Origin of the sequence: Yinghuangia aomiensis (genome assembly GCF_039542225.1) — a bacterium.
GTDB classification, from domain to species: domain Bacteria; phylum Actinomycetota; class Actinomycetes; order Streptomycetales; family Streptomycetaceae; genus Yinghuangia; species Yinghuangia aomiensis.
Genome location: NZ_BAABHS010000020.1, coordinates 141,938 through 156,136 on the forward strand (window position 1 = coordinate 141,938; position 14,199 = coordinate 156,136).

The following is a 14,199-nucleotide window of genomic DNA, read 5'->3' on the forward strand; positions in this document are numbered from 1 at the left end:
GACGGTGCCGTCCCAGGGCCCGCTACGCGTGGTCAGGGGCGATCGCCGCTTGGGGCAGCGAGGAAGACGGGGCACCGGTGGGCGGCTTCGGCGAACTCGTCCGGGGTTCCGGTTGCCACCAGCCCATTGCGCACGAACGCGCCGACGCCGCGGGGATTCTGCACCGGGAACTGCCGCAACACGCGGGCACGTTCGGATACCGGCAGCTCGACGAGGGTGACCTGCCGGGTATGCCGCCCCCGGGCCAGCGACCCGGTGCCCGCGGCTCGGGCGTTCCTGACCCAGGCGGACCCGGGGTACGCCTGGACGATGTACAGCGACCCGTCCATGGCAACCGGTGCCACAGGGGTGGTGCGCGGCACGCCGCTCCGGCGGCCCGCGACCGTGAGCAATTGGGTCGGACCTACCGCAAGGCCGCACCTGTGCAGGGTTGTGATCAGCCGATTCCTGATGCGCTGCCGCGGCGAGAGCGTGCTGTGCATGAGCGTGTCCCTCCCGGGCACTCCGAATATTTGAGTTATGAATCAGTATAGATGGCCGGGTGGTCGAGTCGGCCGCCACCAAGTCACGACGATGCGAAGGGAACCGGGTTCTCCATGGAAATGTTCGACTACGTGGTCATCGGCGGCGGGTCCGCCGGATGCGTACTGGCGGCACGGCTCTCGGCGGACCCGGCGGCCTCGGTCCTCCTTCTGGAGGCCGGCGGCGGGGGCCGGCGTCCTGAGGTCGACGACCCCGGGCGTTGGAGCGAGACGCTGGGGACGGATCTTGACTGGGGCTATCTGACCGAGCCCCAGGCTGCCGCGGCGGGCCGACGTATCTACTGGCCGAGGGGCAAGGCGTTGGGCGGCTCCGGTGCGATCAACGCGATGGTCTATGTGCGGGGTGCTCCGTCGGACTACGACAGGTGGGAGGAAATGGGCTGCCCCGGTTGGGGGTTCGCCGACGTTTTGCCGGTCTTCCGGGCGCTTGAGGACGTTCCCGAGGGCGACCCGCGCTATCACGGCCGGGGGGGACCGTTCGCCCCGGCGGTACCCGAACGGCACAACCCGCTCTCCGAAGCCGTGATGAGCGCCGCACTCGAACTCGGCTACCCCTTCAATGCGGACCCGAACGCGGCCTCCGCGGAGGGTGTGGGATGGAATCAGCTCACCGTCGCCGACGGGCGGCGGCAGAGCGCTGCCGAGGCGTGTCTGCGGCCCGTGCTGGGCCGCTCGAACCTGACCGTGCGCACGTACGCCCACGTCCAGCGGCTCCGTATCGAAGGCGGTCGTGCGTCGGCCGTCGAGTACATGTGGGAAGACAAGGTCCACGCGGTGGCAGTGGCAGGCGAGGTGGTCGTCGCCGCCGGTGCGATCGAGTCGCCCAAAATCCTCATGCTGTCCGGTGTCGGCCCGGCCGACGAACTGCGTTCCCACGGCATCGACGTGTGTGTCGACGTGCCTGCCGTGGGCGCCAACCTCCAGGACCATCCCGGTGTGCCCGTCACGTTCGGGGCCCGTCGGCCGATTCCGGCAGGCCCCAACCAGGGAAGCGAGGTCGGATTGTTCTGCCGGATCGGGAGCGGCGACGGCGGACCGGACATCCAGTTCGGGGTTCTCACCGTCGCGCTGTCGCCGGACGGCCTCATCACGGCCGGCTCGTCCTTCTCGTTCTATCCCTGCCTCCTGAAGCCGGGAAGCCGGGGCACCCTGCGACTGCGATCGGCCGATCCGAGCGACCCTCCGCTGATCGACCCGGGCTACCTGACCGACAGCGACGATGTCCGGACGCTCGTCGGCGGATTGGAAGTCGCCCGGGATCTCGCACGGGCGCCTGCCATGGCTGCCTGGTCCGGCGACGAAATCCATCCGGGCCCTGAGGTGCGGACACAAGCGGAGCTCGACGCGTACGTCGAACGCTCGGTCAACACCTGGTTCCATCCGGTGGGCACATGCCGCATGGGGCAGGCGTCGGACGCGGTCGTGGACCCGCAGCTGCGTGTCCGCGGACTGGACAACGTCCGCGTCGCTGATGCGTCGGTCATGCCCGAGATCCCCTCGGGCAACACCAACGCCCCGACTCTGATGATCGCGTGGAAAGCCGCGGAACTGATCGCGGAAGGCGCGAACGCATGAGAAGGCGAACGTCCAATCCCGTTGCCGGGAACCCCCGCACAGAAATCTTCGCATCGTCGACAGCCGCGGCGGGGGCGCGGCCGAGAGAAGAGGAAATCACCATGGTTCTTCGTCGGTGTACGTCCGCTCGCCGTTCCCGTCTCCTCGTGGGACTCCTCGCCACGGGCACGTTGGTGCTGACGGGCTGCTCCAGTTCCGACGGCGGCTCGGCGCCGTCGGCCAGCGGCGGTGTCGGGTTCGTCGCGTCGGCTTCCGTCGTGCAGGAAGCGAAACAAAGAGACAGGACACCCCCCGTCCTGGCCGCGAACCCGGCGGTGGCCGGGAAGAACGTAGCGATCCTGAGCTTGAGCCAGGCGAACGAGTCCGGCGCCGTCCCCGCCGCGGCTGCCAAGGAGGCAGCCGAGATCATCGGGTGGAAGGCCACCATCTACGACGCCAATTCCAACATGGGGGCCGTCACCGGACTGGTCAGGCAGGCGACCGCGGCCGGGGCGAATGCGCTGATCGTGGTGAACATCGACTGCGCCGCGGCCGCGCAGGCTTTCCGTGAGGCGACGGCGGCAGGCGTGGTGATCGTGCCCGTCAACGGTTTCGACTGTGACAACGAAGGGTCCCCCGGCGGGCCTTCCGCCCGCGGGTTCAGCGGAGAGATCCGGCCCGGCGGCGGTCTGAACCAATCCCAGTTCTGGGCGCAGGACGGCAGCGACCAGGCGCACAACGCGATCGCCGACAGTGAGGACACCGCCAAGATCATCTCGGTGGAGTCGACCGAGCTCGCAGTCGAATACTGGCAGGCCAAGGGATTCAACGAGGCTGTCGCTGCTTCGGGCGGCTCCCGGGTGGTCCAGCGCGTCGAGTTCACCACCGCGGACTTCGTGTCCGGCCGGCTGACCACCATGATCGAGGCCGCGCTGACGCGGCATCCGGAAGCCACGTACATCAAGTCCGCGTTCTCCGCCTCGACCATCGCGAACGTCGTTCCGGCCGTCCGTGCTTCGCACAGCAAGATCAAGATCCTCGGTGGTGAGGGGCTTCAGTCCGAATTCGACCTGCTGCGCAAGGGACAGATGCTGAGCACCGACGCGACGCCGGGGAGCTGGTTCGGCTGGGCGGCCGTGGACACCGTCAACAGCTTGTTCCGCAAGACCCCGCCGAACGACTCGGGCCTCCAGTGGATGCTCGTCGACCGGGACAATGTTCCGTCCACCGGAACCGTCCAGACCGCGGACTTCCGCACGGTGTACCGCGCCTCGTGGGGCGTGTCCTGACCATTTGCCGTCGACCGCGGCGCGCCGGATGGCCGCGCCGCGGATCGAGTGCCGACGGGTCGCCGCACCGGCCGGAGCAGGGAGCCGGGAACGGAGGCTGACGGATACGGGTCCGACGCCGTTGGGCGCCCCCGTGGGCAATCGCCAGCCATCTGGTCGCTCCGGCCGGCGGCACGCCGGGGCTCGGCGCCGGGGCGGCAGGACGCAGGTGTGGCACGGGCGTGGGCCGGCGGGTCGACGCCCGGCCCCGGGGTGAGTCCGCACTCAATAAAAGGCATATGCTGAGTCGCAACTCAGTATGGAGGTTGCTGTCATGCCGAACGCCGAAGCCGTTCGGGGGTCCCGAAACGATCCCGATTCGTCCCGCGACACCGGCGCCTTGGGCCGCCTCGCCGGGTGGTGCTACGACCGTCGTCGGCTGGTCCTCGTCCTGTGGATCGCCGCCGCCGTCGTACTCACCGGTCTTTCCCAGACCGTGGGCAGCAAGTTCAGCGAGAGTCTTGAGTCGGGGAACTCGCAGTCCGCCCAGGTCAACGACATTCTCGACACACGCTTTCCGGACGCTTCCGGCGCGGAGGCGCGGGTCGTCGTTCAGACCCCCGGTTCGTTCACGGAGGCTGCCGCCACCACCACGCGCATGGAGGCGGCGCTGAGTTCGCTGCCCCACGTCGTCGGCGTCGTCGGCCCTGCGGAGGCGGGCGCCGGGCACCAGATGTCGGACGACGGCCGCACCGCTTACCTGGCCGTCCGCTTCGACACTGTCGACGCAAGCGTTCCGACAGGCGCGATCCGGCGGGTCGTCGACACCGCAAAGAGCTTCAACACGCCTGGGTATCACGTAGCCGTGGGCGGCCCGGTGATCGACCGAGTGGAAAGCCCGCAGCCGGGTCCGAGCGAGCTGGTCGGCATCGTCGCGGCGATGATCGTGATGCTGATCGCGTTCGGGTCGTTGGTGGCAATGGGGCTGCCGATTCTCACCGCGCTGATCGGCATCGTCATCGGATTTGCGGCAGAGGCCTTCATCAGCCACTCGCTGACGGTCCCCGATTTCGGAAGCGCGATGCTTGCCATGGTCGGCCTTGGTGTCGGCATCGACTACGCGCTGTTCATCGTCACGCGCTACCGGCAGGGCCTGCGCGAGGGACGTGAACCCCGCGATGCCGTCGTCACGGCCCAGACCACGGCAGGGCGTGCGGTCCTGTTCGCGGGCTGCACGGTCATCGTCTCCCTGCTCGGCTTGTTCGCTGTCGGCCTGCCGTTCATGCACGGTCTCGCGGTCGGCACCATTGCGGCCGTCGCCCTTGTCATGGGCGCGACGCTCACTCTGCTGCCCGCAATGCTGGGGTTCGCGGGCCGAGCCGTCGACCGGCTGCGTATCCCGGGGCTGGGTGGATCGGAAGAGACCGCGGCCGGGCGTTCGGGCGCGTGGTACCGGTGGAGCCGGGCCGTACAGCGACGCCCACTGAGTGCTGCCGTGCTCTCGCTGCTGGTGCTGGGCGTCCTGATCGTGCCGCTGTTCTCGATGCGCATGGCGTTCAGTGACGACGGCAGTGTCCCCACTACGTTCACGACGCGCCAGGCGTACGACATGCTCACCGACGGCTTCGGGCCGGGAGCGAACGGGCCTCTGATCGTCGCGGTCGAACTCCCGCATGGGGCCGACCCGGCCGTGCTCGACAAGCTTGACAGCGCACTCGCGCGCACGCCCGGGGTAGCCTCGGCCACCCCTGCACGCATCAATCCGGCGGGCGATACGGCGATCATCACCGTGTTCCCGAACGCGTCGCCGCAGGCCGCTTCCACGGCCCACCTTGTGACCACCCTGCGCGACGACGTGATCCCGGCCCAGGTGCGTGGCACTGGTCTGCGTGCCCTGGTCGGGGGTGAGACGGCCGCAGGCATCGACGTTTCGAGCTATCTTTCGGGACGGCTGCCGTGGGTGGTCGCCGGCGTCATCCTGCTGGCGATCCTGCTGCTCATGTCGGTGTTCCGATCGGTGGTTCTGCCGCTGAAGGCAGCCGTCATGAACCTGCTGTCGGTCGGCGCCGCGTACGGCGTCATCGTGGCGGTGTTCCAATGGGGATGGGGCGCTTCGCTCATCGGTGTCCACGCGTCCGGGCCCATCGACCCGTGGATTCCCCTGATGATGTTCACGATTCTCTTCGGGCTTTCGATGGACTACGAGGTGTTCCTGCTCTCGCGCATCCGGGAGGAGTGGCGGCGGACAGGTGACAACGCGACCGCAGTCGCCGACGGCCTCGCGGGCACCGCGCGGGTCATCACAGCCGCAGCCGCGATCATGGTGTGTGTGTTCGGGTCTTTCGTCGTGAACGACCCGTCGCGCGTACTCAAGGTGTTCGGGCTCGGCCTCGCCTCGGCGATTCTCATCGACGCCACACTCGTGCGCATGGTGCTGGTGCCGTCCCTCATGGAACTGTTCGGGGACGCGAACTGGTACATGCCACGTTGGCTTGACCGCGTGATGCCGACGCTGGGCATCGAACGCGACGTCGACGCACCGACGCCGGCAACCGCGCCCTTGGATCCGATCCCGCAGCCATAGTCGGGGAGCCGGGCACGGGGCTCGGCCTCGACGGCTTCCGCCCACAGGCGCGGGTCGGCGAAGCCGAACAGAAGGCAGCGTCCGCCCCGGCTCCATGCCTGCAGTCCGGTCACCGGTCAACGCAACGATGCGCCAACGACACCCAAGACGGCGTCGGTTCGGCATGCCCGTAAGGAGCGACTCTCTTGGAAGAACACCGCGCGCCATCGTCGCGCCAACGATGGTGTCGGCTGACGCTCAGGGCGGCGGTCACCGTTCACGCAGCGCTTGCCCTGTGGCAAACGGTGCTGGCCGGAAGGTTCCTGTCCGGCAACTACGACGCGCTCGACCTGCACGCCGCCAACGCGATGGCGATCGCGGGCACCGGTTTGGTCCAACTTGTCACCGCCATCCTGCTGTGGCGGCCAGGCCGGGGGCCGTGGTGGCCGATGACGGCGAGCTTGGCCCTGGTCGCGGCCGAGGTCGGCGAGATGCGACTCGGCTACGCCCGGGCCCTGGCAATCCACATTCCCCTGGGAACAACTATCGTTGCTGCCGTTCTCATGCTGATGGTCTGGAGCTGGAAACCGATCGGCCGGCACACGGCCGTCACTGCGGGGGCCGACGCGTGACCGGCCGCATGAGTCGTCGTCGATTCCTCGGCGCGACCGCGCTCGGCGTGGGCGCGGCAGCGGTCGGCGGATGGTCATGGGCCGACGGACTGCTGACTCCCGGCCAGCCGGGCCGCGTGCTCCCCAGCGCTGTACCTCTACCGCGCCCGTATGAGGTACGACTGCCCATCCCACCAGTGCTCACACCGACACATTCGGACGCGAACACCGACTACTACGAGATCACCCAGAAATCGGCATCGCTCCGCATCCTGCCCGGCCTCGACACCCCGGCCTGGACTTATGGCGGCACATTCCCCGGACCCACCTTGATCTCCACTTCGGGCCGGCGTGCCGTAGTCACTCACCGCAATGAACTGGATCGTCCAGTCGTGGTTCATCTGCACGGCGGTCATGCGCCATACGAGAGTGACGGCTACCCAACCGCGGCGATTCTGCCCGCAGGGCGTGAACCTGCGGCGCGTGACACGCCAGGCATGGCGGGCATGGGCGGAATGGGCGCCCCAAACCCGGCGCCATCGACGGCCGTTGGGACATACACCTACACCTATCCCATGCAACAGCGTGCCGCCACGCTGTGGTACCACGACCACCACATGGGCTCCACGGGGCCCAATGTGTGGCACGGACTCGCGGGCTTTCACCTGGTGCACGACGCAGAGGAGGGTGCACTGCCGCTGCCACGTGGCGACCGTGACATCCCTCTCATGCTGACCGACCGATCCTTCGCCGAAGACGGCAGCTTTCGCTACCCGAGTCCGGGCGGCAACCCGGAACGTTCCGGAACAACGGCGCCATACATGAACGGTGTTCTGGGTGACGTCATCCTCGTCAACGGCGCACCGTGGCCGGTGTTGTCGGCCGATCGCGCACGCTACCGACTGCGTCTCTTGAACGCGTCCAACGCGCGGCGATACCGCCTGGAGCTTCACCCCCAGCCGCCCGGCGGAGGCGGGCTGGTGCAGATCGGGTCGGACGGCGGACTCCTCGGACGTCCGATCGCACACGACGCCTTGGACGTGGCCCCAGGCGAACGGTTCGACGTCGTCGTGGACTTCGCCCGCTACGCGGCGGGAACCCGAGTCCAGCTCGTGAACCGGCTGGGACACGGCAGCACGACTTCGGTCATGCGCTTCGACCTGTCCACATCCGTCCGGACAGCGCCGGATCCTGCGCAGGTGCCGTCACGCCTGGCGGATATCCCGGCACTCGAGACCACACGTGCCGTGGCCACTCGCACGTTCCTTTTCCAGCGCAAAGGAGATGCTTGGACCATCAACGGCCGCGAGTACCAGCCGGGCCGCCCTCTCGCGCACGTGCGCTTGGGCACCACAGAAGTCTGGCGCTTCATCACGGACTTCCACCACCCCGTGCACGTACACCTCAATCCCTTCCAGGTGGTGGCGCGCAACAACGCCGCGCCGGGATCGTATGACGGCGGCTGGAAGGACACCGTTGACCTGCGGCCCAGTGAATCGGTCGAAGTCGTGACACGATTCACGGACTACGCCGGGTCGTTCATGCTCCACTGCCACAACCTCGAGCACGAGGACATGGCCATGATGGGCGATTTCGTAACCGAATAGGGGAGCGTCTTTGAACCGCCCAGCCCCCCTGGGCGGTTCGGGGCGTTGTGGCCGGCCGACGTGGACTTTCAGGCGGCTGCCGGCGTCTCATCCCCCGCATTGCCGAGGCCGATGCTGTACCACATATCAACCCCCGCGTCGGACGCATTGCACTCGTAGTCGAATCCGTCGAACATTGCCAGCAGCGGCGGATGGACAAAGGAAAGCGCAAATCCGGCGCGCCGAATATGCCGCGGCAGCACCACACCATCCCTCGTGTAAGTGAGTGACGGGAATCGCTCGATGCATCGAGCGAGGTTCCGCCTGTCATGCCGCGGCAGATCGGCAACCCGAACGCAACGGACGGCCTCGTCGGCATCGCCGAGCACTTCTCGACCGGTCGAGGATCCCATGGCCCACCGCTCCCCTTTGTCGCAAATTTCTTTGCCCTGCCGCGGATTGGCTCGCTGCCGATCCAATGTCAACTGGCATTTCTGCTCGGGCGCTGTCCGGGCCGGTGGCTAGGGTGATGGCATGCGTATGGCAGAACTCTTCGACAGTGGTGAATTGGAAACGATTTTGCGGGAGGAGCCGGACACCGTCGGGTCCCAGCTGCAGGATGCGGCACAAGGTGATCGTCTGGACGTGCTCGAGTTCATCCTGCTGCACAAGCCGCCCCAGTGGGATCTGGACGTCGCGTTGTCCTACGCAGCAGGGCGTCGGGGGAGCGTGGCCTTCGTGCCCGCGCTCCTGGCCGCAGGAGCCCGGCCGCTGGCGAAGTCGCTGTGGGCCGCGGCGGCCCTCGGAGATCCCGAGACCGTACGGCAGCTCCTGGCAGCGGGCGCGGACCCGAACGCACGCACAGAACCGGGCCTCACGGATCGGGACAACCCGGATCGCTGCCGAATCCCGCTGGTCGGCGCCGTGCGCGCCGGTGCGGACGACGCGGTAGCCGCTCTGCTGGACGCCGGTGCCGACCCGAACGTGCTGACCGGTGCGCTGCGTCGCCCGCTCGACGTCGCTTTGGAGATCGGCAGCACGGCGATAGCGGAGCTGCTGCGCGCACGGGGGGCCACGGTCTTCCTGCCCGAGGAGGCCGACCTCCTGCAGGCGATAGGGCGCGGCTTTCTGCCCCGGATAAGGGAGTTGCTTCCCACCCAGGATCCGTCGGCGCGGGGCCACGCGTTGATCGCGGCCGTGGAGCAGCGGCATACGGAGGGTGTGGAGGCGGTCCTGGAGTACGGCGAGATCGAACCGAACAACCTCGTCACAGCCCTGGGCCAGGCGATCGCCTTCGACGTGCCACAAGTCGTGCCCTACTTGATTGCTGCCGGAGTCGACGCGGAATCACCCGACAACTACTACAACACGCCGCCGATCGTCTTGGCCGCCGACCGCGGGCGTGTCGAGACGGTGCGCGACCTCCTCGACGCCGGGGTCGACGTCCAAGCCCGTGCCGACGACGGCCGTAACGCGCTTGCGGCAGCCAGGCAGAGGGGACAGAGCGAGATCGTGCGGCTGCTGCGCGATGCCGGCGGGAGCGCGCGGACGCGTCAGGAGATCACACAGGCCGCAAAGGCCAAGCTCGCCCCTGTCGCCCGCCCCGCATGGAGCCCGATCGTCGGAACCGCAGACGAGGACGGGGGATCCGGCATCGCGCGCTTCGGCGGCCTGCCCTGGCTGGGCTCGGATGAGCCGTGGCCTGGCTGCGGCGGCTGTGCCGCCCCGTTGACGTTCTTCGTGCAACTCGACCTTGGGGCCGTGCCCAAGCAGGCACGGGGTCTCGGCGCGGGGTTGTTGCAGTTGTTCCACTGCACTTCGTGCAACCCCTATCGGGCCTTCTCGAGTGGCAACGTGGTTCGGATCGTGGACGCGGCCGACCGGACGTCGTCGCCGACGCCGCCCGATGGCGTCCGGCTGTTCCCCGAGCGCCCGATCGCCGGGTGGGCGCGCGCGGTCAAGGACTACCCGTACTGCGAGGCGGACGCGTCGGAGCTGCTCCCCGAGGAACGTGCTGTCGTGTTCGGCCTCAACCGCCAAGGCGACAAGCTGGGCGGATGGCCCAACTGGGTCCAGGACCCTCAGTACCCGAACTGCCCCCAAGGTGACCACCGCATGACGCAACCGGTCCTGCAGATCGACTCCGGACACGGGGTGCCCCATGTCTGGGGCGACAACGGCGCGGGCTACATCGTGCAGTGCCCGACACACCGCGACCAGGTCGCGTTCGTGTGGCAGTCGGCGTAACCGCAGCGCACGGCCGCCAAGAAATGAGCCGATACACCATCAGTCATAGCATGTCAAAATGATACAAAGACGGAATGAAAGGATCCAGCGGTTGGCCGCCGTCCTGGCTCGGGCGTGGTCGCCGGAACCCTGCGCCCATGTCGGATGCCACCCCGACACACGGGCGGGCGGTACCGCCTCCCGGGGGTCCCTCCGGCGCATCGCCCGCCGTGGTCGGACGCCTGGGCGTGCGCAGCGTGGCGGGGCAGGTTCTGTTGCTCGAATCGGTCATCGTGGTGTTGCTTGTCGTGGCTGCCGTGATGTCACTGGTGCTCCAGGCGCGCAACGACAGCTTGCGCGACGCTCGCAACCGCACCGCCGTCGCCGCGCGGACGTTCGCTGACGCACCGGGCCTGCCCGGCGCGATGGAGAGCCCTGATGCCGAGGCGCTCGTCCGGCCACGCCTCACCGCCGCGCACGCGGACACAGGCGTCGACGCCATCGCGGTGCTCACGGCGGACGGAAGGTTCTACAAGGCGGGTGAGGTGGGCCGCCTGCCGGATTTGACGCCGATCGTCCCCGGGGTTGAGGAGTTCGCACGCACCGGCACCGTGCGGACGATGTCCTATTCCGCCCCCGACGGGCATACGGTGCTGACGGCGGCACCGGTCCGTGACGCCGCCGGCCGGGGGGTCGGGCTGGTGGCTGCGGCGGTCACCGTCGCGAATGCCCAGGACACCGCGAACCGCCAGCTTCCGCTCGTGCTGGGGAGTGGAGCCGTGGCTTTGCTGCTTGCGGGCAGCGGCACATTCTGGGTGACCCGCAGGCTCGCCCGCCAGACCCGCGGCCTGGAACCAGCCGAAATGACCCGCATGTACGAGCACCACGACGCGGTCCTGCACGCGGTCCGCGAGGGCGTGCTCATTGTGGACAACAACGCCCGCGTGGTGCTGGTCAACGACGAGGCGCGGCGCCTGCTGGATCTCCCCGAAGACGCCGATTCACGCACCGTCGGGGAATTGGGGCTCGACGAGACCTGGACCGACTTGCTGACGTCGCCGCAGAACGCGACCGACGAAGTGCTCCTGAGCGGCGAGCGCCTGGTCGCCGTCAACAAGCGGCTGGCCAACCCGCGTGACGGCAGGTCCGCGACCGTGCTGACCCTGCGCGACTCCACCGAACTCGAACGGCAGGCCGGACACGCGGAGAGCATCCGGCAGCGACTGCGCCTGCTGTACGACGCGGGCGTGCACATCGGAACCACTCTGGACGTCGTTCGTACCGCCCGCGAACTTGCCGAAGTGACCGCGCCCGCTTTCGCGGACCACGTCACCGTCGATCTCCTGGACAAGGTCCTGGATGGCGACGAACCACCCGCCGCTGACACCCGCGCGCGCCGCGTCGTCTCGTATGGCCTGCACGGCGAAGCCTTCCACCCACTGGACAAACAGTTCGTGCTCGACCCGACGGGGCCCCTGGCCCAACCGATCGTCGCAGGACGAGCCCTCGTGCTGCCGGACCCGGGTGCGGACGAGCATTGGCTCTCGCGCGACCCTCAGGCCGCCGAACGCGCCGCAGCAGAAGGAATCCACTCCTTGATCGTCGTCCCGCTGCGGGCCCGCGGCGTCTTCCTGGGCGTCGCCGGATTCTGGCGCGGCCGCACACCAGACCCGTTCGACGAGGACGACGCGGCGTTCGCCGAGGAGCTCGGGGCCCGCGCCGGTGTCAGCGTCGACAATGCCCGGCGCTACACCCGCGAACACGCCATGGCCGTCGCCCTCCAGCGCAGTCTGCTGCCGCGCGGACTGCCCGAACAGGGCGCCCTCGACGTCGCGTACCGCTACCTGCCCGCCGAATCCGGCGTCGGCGGTGACTGGTTCGACGTCATCCCGCTGTCCGGCGCCCGCGTCGCGCTGGTCGTCGGCGATGTCGTCGGCCACGGCCTGCACGCGGCAGCGGCGATGGGCCGGCTGCGCACCGCGGTGCACAACTTCTCGGCGCTCGAACTCGCCCCGGATGAACTCCTCAGCTACCTCGATGACTTGGTCGTCCGCATCGATCAGGCGCCCAACGGGGAAGAGGAGACCGGTCCCGACGAGACCGGGACGTTGACCGGTGCGACTTGCCTGTACGCCGTGTACGACCCTGCCACCGGCATCCTCACCGCTGCTCGTGCCGGTCACCCCGGACCCATGCTGCTGTTCCCGGACGGCCGCGCCGTCCTCCCCGACATCCCTGTCGCCCCGCCGCTCGGACTGTGCGCCGGACTCCCCGTCGACACCGTCGACATCCCGCTACCCGAGGACACCAACCTGATTCTGTACACCGACGGGCTCATCGAGGATCGCGTCCACGATATCGACGTCGGCTTGGAGACCCTGCGGCGCACTGTGGAGAACATCGGGTCGGCGGCCCAGCCCGAGGAGATGTGCTCCCGCACCGTCGCGGCCCTCGTGGCGCAACAGCCCAGGGACGACATCGCCCTCGTTGTCGTCCGGACCCGCCGCCTGCGTTCGGACCAGGTCGCCACTTGGGAAGTCCCGCGCGACCCGGCCGCGGTAGCCCCGGTCCGCGCCGCGTGCAGGCGCCAATTGCAGGAATGGGGACTGGACGAGCGCAGCTTCACCACCGAGCTGATTCTCAGCGAACTCGTCACCAACGCCGTTCGCTACGGCAGCGGCCCCATCCGGGTTCGCCTGGTGCGCGACAAGAGCCTCATCTGCGAAGTGTCCGACGCCAGCAGCACGTCACCGCACCTGCGCCGTGCCGCCGCCACCGACGAAGGCGGCCGCGGACTCTTCCTCGTCGCCCGCTACACCGAGCGTTGGGGTACCCGATACACCGACCGCGGCAAAGTCATCTGGGCCGAACAAGCCCTTCACGACTCGGCCGCCGACCCGGATGCCGAAGCGCTGCTCGACCGCTGGGAGGACTTCTGAGCGTTGCCTGGCGACGCAGCGGCCAGACTCATTTGTCGGTTGTCTCTCCAGGGAATGCCGCGCTGTTCGGCTCCGCGAGGCTCGTGGGCTCAGTACCATTCGCCGTTCAGCATCAGCGCGACTTTCAAGGAGGACCACCCCTGTGACGGACGTCCGGCCCGAAGCCATCGGTCTCAAAGACCAGTACGCCACCCAGGTAGCGGCCGACCTGGAACGCAATGCCAGTGAGCAACGGCGCATCAACGCCGAAATTGCCGTGCTGCAGGAACACTTGCAGACCCTGCAGCACGATCAGGCGTTGCTGGAAGGGGTGCAGCAGGCCCTGGACCGGGCCACCAGCGCGGACCCGGCGCCCAGACGGCCGGCGGCATCCGTGCCACGGCAGGCAGCGGTCGGCCCCGGCACCGTGAAGCCGGCCGTCGGTGGTACATCGGCGAAGCGCAAGCCGTCCGCGGTCAAGAGCCCGCGCGGGAAGGCCGCGGCGGCGGGTGGACTGACCGTCGGCGACCTCATTCGCGCCTACCTCGTCGCACAGCCGGAGCCGCGGTCCGCCGCCGAAATCACCGAGGCACTCGCCGACGCTCACCCGGAGCGCACCGTCAAGGCAACCGTGGTCCGGGCCGCCGTGGAAAACCTTGTCGCCAAGAGCCTGGCGGAACGCACCAAACAGGGCAGTTCTGTCTTCTATTCGACAAGCACTCCACGCGCCGCCCTCGACGGCAACCAGCCCGAGCCCGCACCGGACGCCACCAGCACCTGAACCATCGCTCGGGGAAGTCGCACTCGTGCACGACGTGAGGCTGACGGCGAGAACGCAGCACGCCAGGCGCTATGCCGACCTCTCTGGGCTGACCGGCCCCAGCCTGGCTTGTCCGTTCCGCGGCAGGTTGACGATCGGGAGGACCGGTCA

The 14,199-nt window shown here is 68.6% G+C and carries 10 protein-coding genes; 8 read left to right on the forward strand and 2 right to left on the reverse strand.

Going from position 1 to position 14,199, the window contains the following annotated elements:
* Positions 1-32 precede the first annotated feature (32 nt).
* A complete protein-coding gene (locus ABEA93_RS26455) occupies positions 33-482 on the reverse strand; it encodes a nitroreductase family deazaflavin-dependent oxidoreductase (protein WP_345678283.1) in 450 nt (149 codons plus the stop codon).
* A gap of 114 nt (positions 483-596) precedes the next feature.
* On the opposite strand from ABEA93_RS26455, the gene ABEA93_RS26460 reads away from it, so the two are divergent.
* The 5 genes from ABEA93_RS26460 to ABEA93_RS26480 all read left to right on the forward strand — a co-directional run bounded on the left by ABEA93_RS26460 (position 597) and on the right by ABEA93_RS26480 (position 8,145).
* A complete protein-coding gene (locus ABEA93_RS26460) occupies positions 597-2,117 on the forward strand; it encodes a GMC family oxidoreductase (protein WP_345678284.1) in 1,521 nt (506 codons plus the stop codon).
* Complete coding sequence (locus ABEA93_RS26465; protein WP_345678285.1) at positions 2,075-3,385, forward strand: sugar ABC transporter substrate-binding protein; 1,311 nt, start codon at positions 2,075-2,077, stop codon at positions 3,383-3,385. The genes ABEA93_RS26460 and ABEA93_RS26465 overlap by 43 nt, the downstream gene beginning before the upstream one ends.
* A gap of 313 nt (positions 3,386-3,698) precedes the next feature.
* Positions 3,699-5,948, forward strand: coding sequence for an MMPL family transporter (locus ABEA93_RS26470; protein ID WP_345678286.1), 2,250 nt, complete (start codon positions 3,699-3,701; stop codon positions 5,946-5,948).
* 185 nt (positions 5,949-6,133) lie between these two features.
* Complete coding sequence (locus tag ABEA93_RS26475; RefSeq protein ID WP_345678287.1) at positions 6,134-6,559, forward strand: hypothetical protein; 426 nt, start codon at positions 6,134-6,136, stop codon at positions 6,557-6,559.
* Positions 6,556-8,145 (forward strand): multicopper oxidase family protein, encoded by a 1,590-nt coding sequence (locus tag ABEA93_RS26480; RefSeq protein WP_345678288.1) that lies wholly within the window; start codon positions 6,556-6,558, stop codon positions 8,143-8,145. The genes ABEA93_RS26475 and ABEA93_RS26480 overlap by 4 nt, the downstream gene beginning before the upstream one ends.
* Before the next feature lie 68 nt (positions 8,146-8,213).
* Here the strand turns inward: ABEA93_RS26480 and ABEA93_RS26485 are convergent, their stop codons facing one another.
* Complete coding sequence (locus ABEA93_RS26485; protein WP_345678289.1) at positions 8,214-8,537, reverse strand: hypothetical protein; 324 nt, start codon at positions 8,535-8,537, stop codon at positions 8,214-8,216.
* 121 nt (positions 8,538-8,658) lie between these two features.
* On the opposite strand from ABEA93_RS26485, the gene ABEA93_RS26490 reads away from it, so the two are divergent.
* From ABEA93_RS26490 to ABEA93_RS26500, 3 genes are all read left to right on the forward strand, one after another.
* The gene (locus tag ABEA93_RS26490; protein WP_345678290.1) at positions 8,659-10,371 is read left to right on the forward strand and encodes an ankyrin repeat domain-containing protein; all 1,713 of its coding nucleotides are present in this window, start codon (positions 8,659-8,661) and stop codon (positions 10,369-10,371) included.
* 137 nt (positions 10,372-10,508) lie between these two features.
* A complete protein-coding gene (locus ABEA93_RS26495; RefSeq protein WP_425585103.1) occupies positions 10,509-13,289 on the forward strand; it encodes a SpoIIE family protein phosphatase in 2,781 nt (926 codons plus the stop codon).
* Between the two features lie 142 nt (positions 13,290-13,431).
* Positions 13,432-14,049, forward strand: coding sequence for a hypothetical protein (locus tag ABEA93_RS26500; protein ID WP_345678292.1), 618 nt, complete (start codon positions 13,432-13,434; stop codon positions 14,047-14,049).
* The last annotated feature ends 150 nt before the right edge of the window (positions 14,050-14,199 follow it).

What these genes read in the sequence shown, in the direction of transcription:
- ABEA93_RS26455 (WP_345678283.1), bottom strand. Translation starts at nt 482, where the DNA reads ATGCACAGCACGCTCTCGCCGCGGCAGCGCATCAGGAATCGGCTGATC.
- ABEA93_RS26460 (WP_345678284.1), top strand. Translation starts at nt 597, where the DNA reads ATGGAAATGTTCGACTACGTGGTCATCGGCGGCGGGTCCGCCGGATGC.
- ABEA93_RS26470 (WP_345678286.1), top strand. Translation starts at nt 3,699, where the DNA reads ATGCCGAACGCCGAAGCCGTTCGGGGGTCCCGAAACGATCCCGATTCG.
- ABEA93_RS26485 (WP_345678289.1), bottom strand. Translation starts at nt 8,537, where the DNA reads ATGGGATCCTCGACCGGTCGAGAAGTGCTCGGCGATGCCGACGAGGCC.
- ABEA93_RS26490 (WP_345678290.1), top strand. Translation starts at nt 8,659, where the DNA reads ATGCGTATGGCAGAACTCTTCGACAGTGGTGAATTGGAAACGATTTTG.
- ABEA93_RS26495 (WP_425585103.1), top strand. Translation starts at nt 10,509, where the DNA reads ATGTCGGATGCCACCCCGACACACGGGCGGGCGGTACCGCCTCCCGGG.